Annotated in this window: 9 protein-coding genes; 1 reads left to right on the top strand and 8 read right to left on the bottom strand. The window is 38.7% G+C overall.

Translation table 11 applies throughout. From position 1 onward, the window contains the following. Positions 1–79: 79 nt before the first annotated feature. Positions 80–214, top strand: a complete 135-nt coding sequence (locus tag FD17_RS13525; RefSeq protein WP_268872143.1) for a hypothetical protein — start codon at positions 80–82, stop codon at positions 212–214. 53 nt (positions 215–267) lie between these two features. Here FD17_RS13525 and FD17_RS12755 read toward each other — a convergent pair whose 3' ends face one another. The 8 genes from FD17_RS12755 to FD17_RS12720 form a co-directional block, all read right to left on the bottom strand. After that, positions 268–453, bottom strand: a complete 186-nt coding sequence (locus FD17_RS12755; RefSeq protein WP_057826561.1) for a hypothetical protein — start codon at positions 451–453, stop codon at positions 268–270. 474 nt (positions 454–927) lie between these two features. Continuing rightward, complete coding sequence (locus FD17_RS13500; RefSeq protein ID WP_057826560.1) at positions 928–1368, bottom strand: hypothetical protein; 441 nt, start codon at positions 1366–1368, stop codon at positions 928–930. After that, complete coding sequence (locus FD17_RS12745) at positions 1365–1820, bottom strand: Panacea domain-containing protein (protein ID WP_235803233.1); 456 nt, start codon at positions 1818–1820, stop codon at positions 1365–1367. Before FD17_RS12745 ends, FD17_RS13500 begins: the two co-directional genes overlap by 4 nt. 274 nt (positions 1821–2094) lie before the next feature. Then, entirely contained in the window at positions 2095–2907 is an 813-nt protein-coding gene (locus tag FD17_RS12740) for a GH25 family lysozyme (RefSeq protein ID WP_057826558.1), read from the bottom strand. Then, positions 2900–3421 (bottom strand): phage holin, LLH family, encoded by a 522-nt coding sequence (locus FD17_RS12735; protein WP_057826557.1) that lies wholly within the window; start codon positions 3419–3421, stop codon positions 2900–2902. The genes FD17_RS12740 and FD17_RS12735 overlap by 8 nt, the downstream gene beginning before the upstream one ends. Before the next feature lie 5 nt (positions 3422–3426). Next, positions 3427–3633 carry a hypothetical protein gene (locus FD17_RS12730; protein ID WP_057826556.1) on the bottom strand — a complete coding sequence of 69 codons (207 nt, stop codon included), beginning with the start codon at positions 3631–3633 and terminating at the stop codon, positions 3427–3429. A gap of 17 nt (positions 3634–3650) precedes the next feature. Next, positions 3651–4022 carry a hypothetical protein gene (locus tag FD17_RS12725; RefSeq protein WP_057826555.1) on the bottom strand — a complete coding sequence of 124 codons (372 nt, stop codon included), beginning with the start codon at positions 4020–4022 and terminating at the stop codon, positions 3651–3653. Positions 4023–4091: 69 nt separating this feature from the next. Further along, entirely contained in the window at positions 4092–4634 is a 543-nt protein-coding gene (locus FD17_RS12720; RefSeq protein ID WP_057826554.1) for a hypothetical protein, read from the bottom strand. Positions 4635–4693 lie beyond the last annotated feature (59 nt).

Here is a 4693-nt window from a genome sequence, read left to right as displayed (position 1 = left end):
GTCATTTCAATGAGAATTACTAAATATGTGCAATATATCCCAGCTTTTTTGCGTAAATAACTTACAGGAGGTGAGGATCATGGATCAAAACGAATTAATTGATAACAAATTGTACTTACGTCGTGAAGATGGTTCAATTACGATTTTGGAAGACCCGTTTGAGATCGAAATGTTAACTGATTTTCCAAAGTGGTTATCACATTTTGAAGACTAAAAAAGATACCCATTACGAGCATCTTTCTGTTTAATCAAATTCTTTAGTCATTTCTATTGTTTTTCCAGTAATTCTTTTCTACGCTGTTTAATTAGTTCTTCCAATTCCTGAATATCGTCTGCTGTCGCTTGCTTTTTAACAAAGTTTCTGGCAGTACTTCGATTTCTCAAATAACGTGCATGCTCCCTATTTTTTTCTTGCCACTTCTTGTTAGACTGCGTTTGTTTATTCTCTGTCATTGTTTACGCTCCAAACTGTATATAGCCCCAAAACGATAATTGCCAACCATTTCATCGATCCAAGAAACAGCCAACTTAGGATCAAGCCAATCAATATAAGACCATACTTAATATTTTTCATTTTGGTTAGGTGTTAAAATAGTGTATGGGAAAAAGGGGCATTGCCCCTCAATCCTATTTCTTATTTTTCTTTTTGAAATCCTTGATGATGCTTTTTATCAATGTGTAAGTTGCTAGGCTTCCAGTTGATAATGTTGCGAACATCTCAAGGATTTCTTTTGCTAATTTCAACACCTTTACCTCCTTTCCATACTTTAACAATACTATCGATAGTATATAATGTCAAGCCTCTTTTGCATTTATTTTCTCTTCCTCAATTAAGCTCATAACGGCTGTAACACTTATGTACCAATGCGTCTGATTTCCCAAACTTAATTTATACACAAAAAAAGCCCACCCCAATGAAGGAGTAAGCTAACTTCCATGATCATATGCGTCAAAAGATGTATCAACGCACATAATGTAAAACGTCGTATTTTGAATTTTTCCAATTACACGGCCTTTTGTATTCATTCTGAATACCCATAAACCATCCAAACAGTCTTTATCTCGGTCAGAGTTGGAGAATTCAGTGTTCAGTGAAAAACGCATTTTAGATTCATCCATTTTCTCTAGTCCGGTTTCTTTAGGATAATTGTATATAGCGACAAGATCATCAGATGACAAACGAAGTAAAGTGTTCAAAAAGGTCGACTTCACATTTTTATTAAATCCTACATTGTTAAAATTATATTTTTTATCGTGCGTCAAGAAAGAAAAATTAAACGTCAATCTTGTGGGGGTGAAGTGTCTTGGAATTATTATCTTTGTCGTCTGGTCAGCCGACTTCTTTTTTATCGAAAACTGTTTTGTCATTTGACCTCAACGACTTCCTTCAAAAAGAATTCTTTCATCAGCTGTGGCAAAATTTCATTGCTTTGGGGCGTTTCTTTCCAAGGAGTTTCGTGGTGTGTTTGATGCATCAATTCAATTGCCGATTTATCACCGAATGAACTCTGAACTGCGTTAACAACAATTCTTAGTTTCGGATCGTGTTCGATTTCGTGATAATCATCCAAATCTTCCTGGCTGATTGTACCGGTAATATTTCGCTGCCCAATATACTTTTTATGCACTTCTTCAACTGCAGGCCCATATTTCCAAGCCACAATTTTTTCAGGAAATGCTTTTTCATTATCAACTGCTAAGCTAACACCCTGAACGTAATAAAGAAGCTTCATTACTTTCATCTGTGTCAATGGCTCAGCAAAATCAAACTGTTTTAGATCAGCATTATTATGGACCCTAAACCAATTTACAAATTTCATAACCTCTTTCATATAAGTCACCCCTTTAACATAAAATATATCACGCATGGTGACATATGACAATTGATATTACATGATAAAGTTCAAGCTTAATAATTGGTAGTGTCGCTTAAAGATGGTTTAAGAGAGGCTTGATTTTGACTCAGTCTCAGACTTTACTTTATCAGAAGACGCAAAAAAGCGTCCACCCATTTAAGGAGTGAACGCTATCTTTTGATAATCATTTAATTTCTTGTAGAAACACAGTTGTATCAACACATTCAATGTTTGAATGTCATTTAGTCTTCGCTTTTTTCAAGAACTTTACATAAAGCTTATTACTGGATACATAGCCTTGACCGTTTATGTGAAGCCTAGTGATTTTGCCATGCTTAACTGGTGTTGCCCAGAAACGCGATCCGATCCCGTAGCGAGTGTATCGCTCGTCTGATTTCTTAAAGTCCATCGTGTTATAAACTGGTAACCATCTTAATCGAACCTGATACAGCCCAGGAGTCACATAATAGGAAGGTTTTTCAACCGTTTTGCTTCCGGATAGCGACCCATCAAAATCATATGAGCAGTCGACACCATAGAAGTTATCCGTATATTGCCAGGCGTTCGCATTGGCAACTCCAGGTTGACTCACACCATAGGCTGCAACCCAAATATGCTTATCAATCAATTGAGAGCGGTTAATGCGCCCAGAATTAAACCACGATCCACTACCATAAGTAATGACATTCTTATAACCGGCATTCAACAGACAACGCAGAAATGCATTGACCTGTGGAGTGGTATTGTATGGCAAACCAGATGCTTCAACATCAATTGCCAACACTGTTGATTTGTCCAAGCCAAATTTCTTAACCCAGGCAAGAAAATATTTCGCCTCAGCGGCACCATTGCCGTGAAAGAAATGGTATGCGCCGACGGCCCCAAAAACCTTATACGCATTTGCCACCTGTGCTGATGCTTTTGGATTGAGATAATTCGTTCCCTCAGTCAATTTCACCATAGCAGCATCAACACCATGTGCTTTAAATGTCTTGAAGTACGAAACTGAAGTCCCTTGATAACTGGCAATATCAATTACTAATTTAGACATTTGCATCACTTCCGTTATTTTCTGATTGTGTCCTGGTAGATGCTGCTGGCTGAGTTACTACATCAGTTTGGGGTTGTTGAGAAACGTGTTCTGCTGCAGCTTCAGGCTCGTTCGTTGATAATTGTGCATCTGCTGTTTCTGAGGGTGCCTCTGTTTTTACGGGTAAATGGTTATCATATCCGAGCTTCTTGAAATGCTGATATGCTGACTCAACGATCGAATCAATTAGTTCAGGGGTTGCCCATGTAAGTCCCATTTGCTTTGCAAAATTGGTGGCATCTTGAAGTGCAGCTTTTTTACGATCAGACTTTGACAATGAGGCAAGTTGTGCAAACTTCGTGACAGTTGCGAGAGCAAAATCAGTCAATTGAGCCATTTGTTTTTCTTTGATGTGAGTCTTCAAATACGGTTGAACCTGCTTAATGACGACTAAAACAAACGCACCCAGTGCTGCCAGGATGCCCGTGCTTTCTAACCAGTTAAAAATATCCGTGATACTTTGTAGAATATGCATTGCAATTACCTCTTTACATTTTTTAGTTTCAACCTGTCAACTTCATTGCGTAATTCATTGTTTTCATGCTCAGCCGCTTCAGCACGACGTTTCATTTCAAAATACAGCTCTTTCCAACCCTCACGATCAGATTTCTTCTTCGAAAGATGGTAGGTATACCATGCTGCTAGTAATCCCCCCAACGCTGTCGCAAAAGGACTGATCTGATGCAAAAATTCCCCCCATGCACTCACTCTGAGTCGCTCCGCCTGGCAAGAAGCATGATTATCGCGGCTAGTGCAGCATTACTAATCCACGGCATGTCGACACCCAAAATAAGAACATGTACTAATTGATAAAGACTCAGTGCTGTCATAAAACCAGCTGAGAGAGCTAACACAATATGATTCTCCCTCGCAGAACGACGTTTATCCAAAACCCATGCAAGCATCAAGCACCCCAATACTACAAAGGTGGCGCCAACAATGTCATCATTAGCAACCCCTGCAACAATTGGCGGCCAGCTAAAATATGAATCATGAATAATTAGATAAATACCGATCGCGACTTGAACAGATCCAATTACTACATGAAATGGGTTCGCTTTAAGCGAGTCAATCATTATCCCATCTCCCTTACATCAATATAAAAACACCGGGGTGCTAACCGGTGTCCGTTAATTCTGTGTTTCTCAATATGCTGTGATCGATTGAATCATCAACCAATCATAGCTATCAATATTTCCGCTCATTCGAGTACCATTTCCATTGCCATCATTCGACTTAAAACTGAACTGAATTGTGTTACCAACCCATTGAATATAGTTACTGCATAGCCCACTAACCTGTTGGTAAAGCGATGGACTAGCAAGTTGCTTTTTTGAAATTTTTTTAGTAACAATTGTCTCAGGATTAATGTCACTCCCAGACAACACTTCAGCAGTATCTACAGAATCTTGTTCTGCATAGGTAATCGTTTTGATTATTATGCCGTTTACCAAATTGTTTACATTACTGGTTGTAATTGTGCTTTCAACAACACCAATCGTTTTACCAGTGCCGATTTCTTTTAACGATTGTCCAAACGCTTGACCTCGTGGATCAAGCGACTTCCAGATGACAGATCCTGGATTTATTACACTACTATATACTTTCACACCGTGATAATATGCAGTGCCAATTTTTTTACCATTGAAATATGGAACAACCTTTTTGCCTTGAAAGTAGATTGCCATTAGATGACACCTACTTTCTTAGCAAAACGTTGACCTAGAGGGCTTTCGCTACCCCCCCC

This window comes from Lentilactobacillus sunkii DSM 19904, from assembly GCF_001435575.1.
Taxonomy (GTDB): Bacteria; Bacillota; Bacilli; order Lactobacillales; family Lactobacillaceae; genus Lentilactobacillus; species Lentilactobacillus sunkii.
This window is presented reverse-complemented; position numbering and strand designations above follow the sequence as displayed.

What these genes read in the sequence shown, in the direction of transcription:
- FD17_RS12745 (WP_235803233.1), bottom strand. Translation starts at nt 1,820, where the DNA reads ATGAAATTTGTAAATTGGTTTAGGGTCCATAATAATGCTGATCTAAAA.
- FD17_RS13500 (WP_057826560.1), bottom strand. Translation starts at nt 1,368, where the DNA reads ATGACAAAACAGTTTTCGATAAAAAAGAAGTCGGCTGACCAGACGACA.
- FD17_RS13525 (WP_268872143.1), top strand. Translation starts at nt 80, where the DNA reads ATGGATCAAAACGAATTAATTGATAACAAATTGTACTTACGTCGTGAA.
- FD17_RS12725 (WP_057826555.1), bottom strand. Translation starts at nt 4,022, where the DNA reads ATGATTGACTCGCTTAAAGCGAACCCATTTCATGTAGTAATTGGATCT.
- FD17_RS12735 (WP_057826557.1), bottom strand. Translation starts at nt 3,421, where the DNA reads ATGCATATTCTACAAAGTATCACGGATATTTTTAACTGGTTAGAAAGC.
- FD17_RS12740 (WP_057826558.1), bottom strand. Translation starts at nt 2,907, where the DNA reads ATGTCTAAATTAGTAATTGATATTGCCAGTTATCAAGGGACTTCAGTT.
- FD17_RS12720 (WP_057826554.1), bottom strand. Translation starts at nt 4,634, where the DNA reads ATGGCAATCTACTTTCAAGGCAAAAAGGTTGTTCCATATTTCAATGGT.
- FD17_RS12755 (WP_057826561.1), bottom strand. Translation starts at nt 453, where the DNA reads ATGACAGAGAATAAACAAACGCAGTCTAACAAGAAGTGGCAAGAAAAA.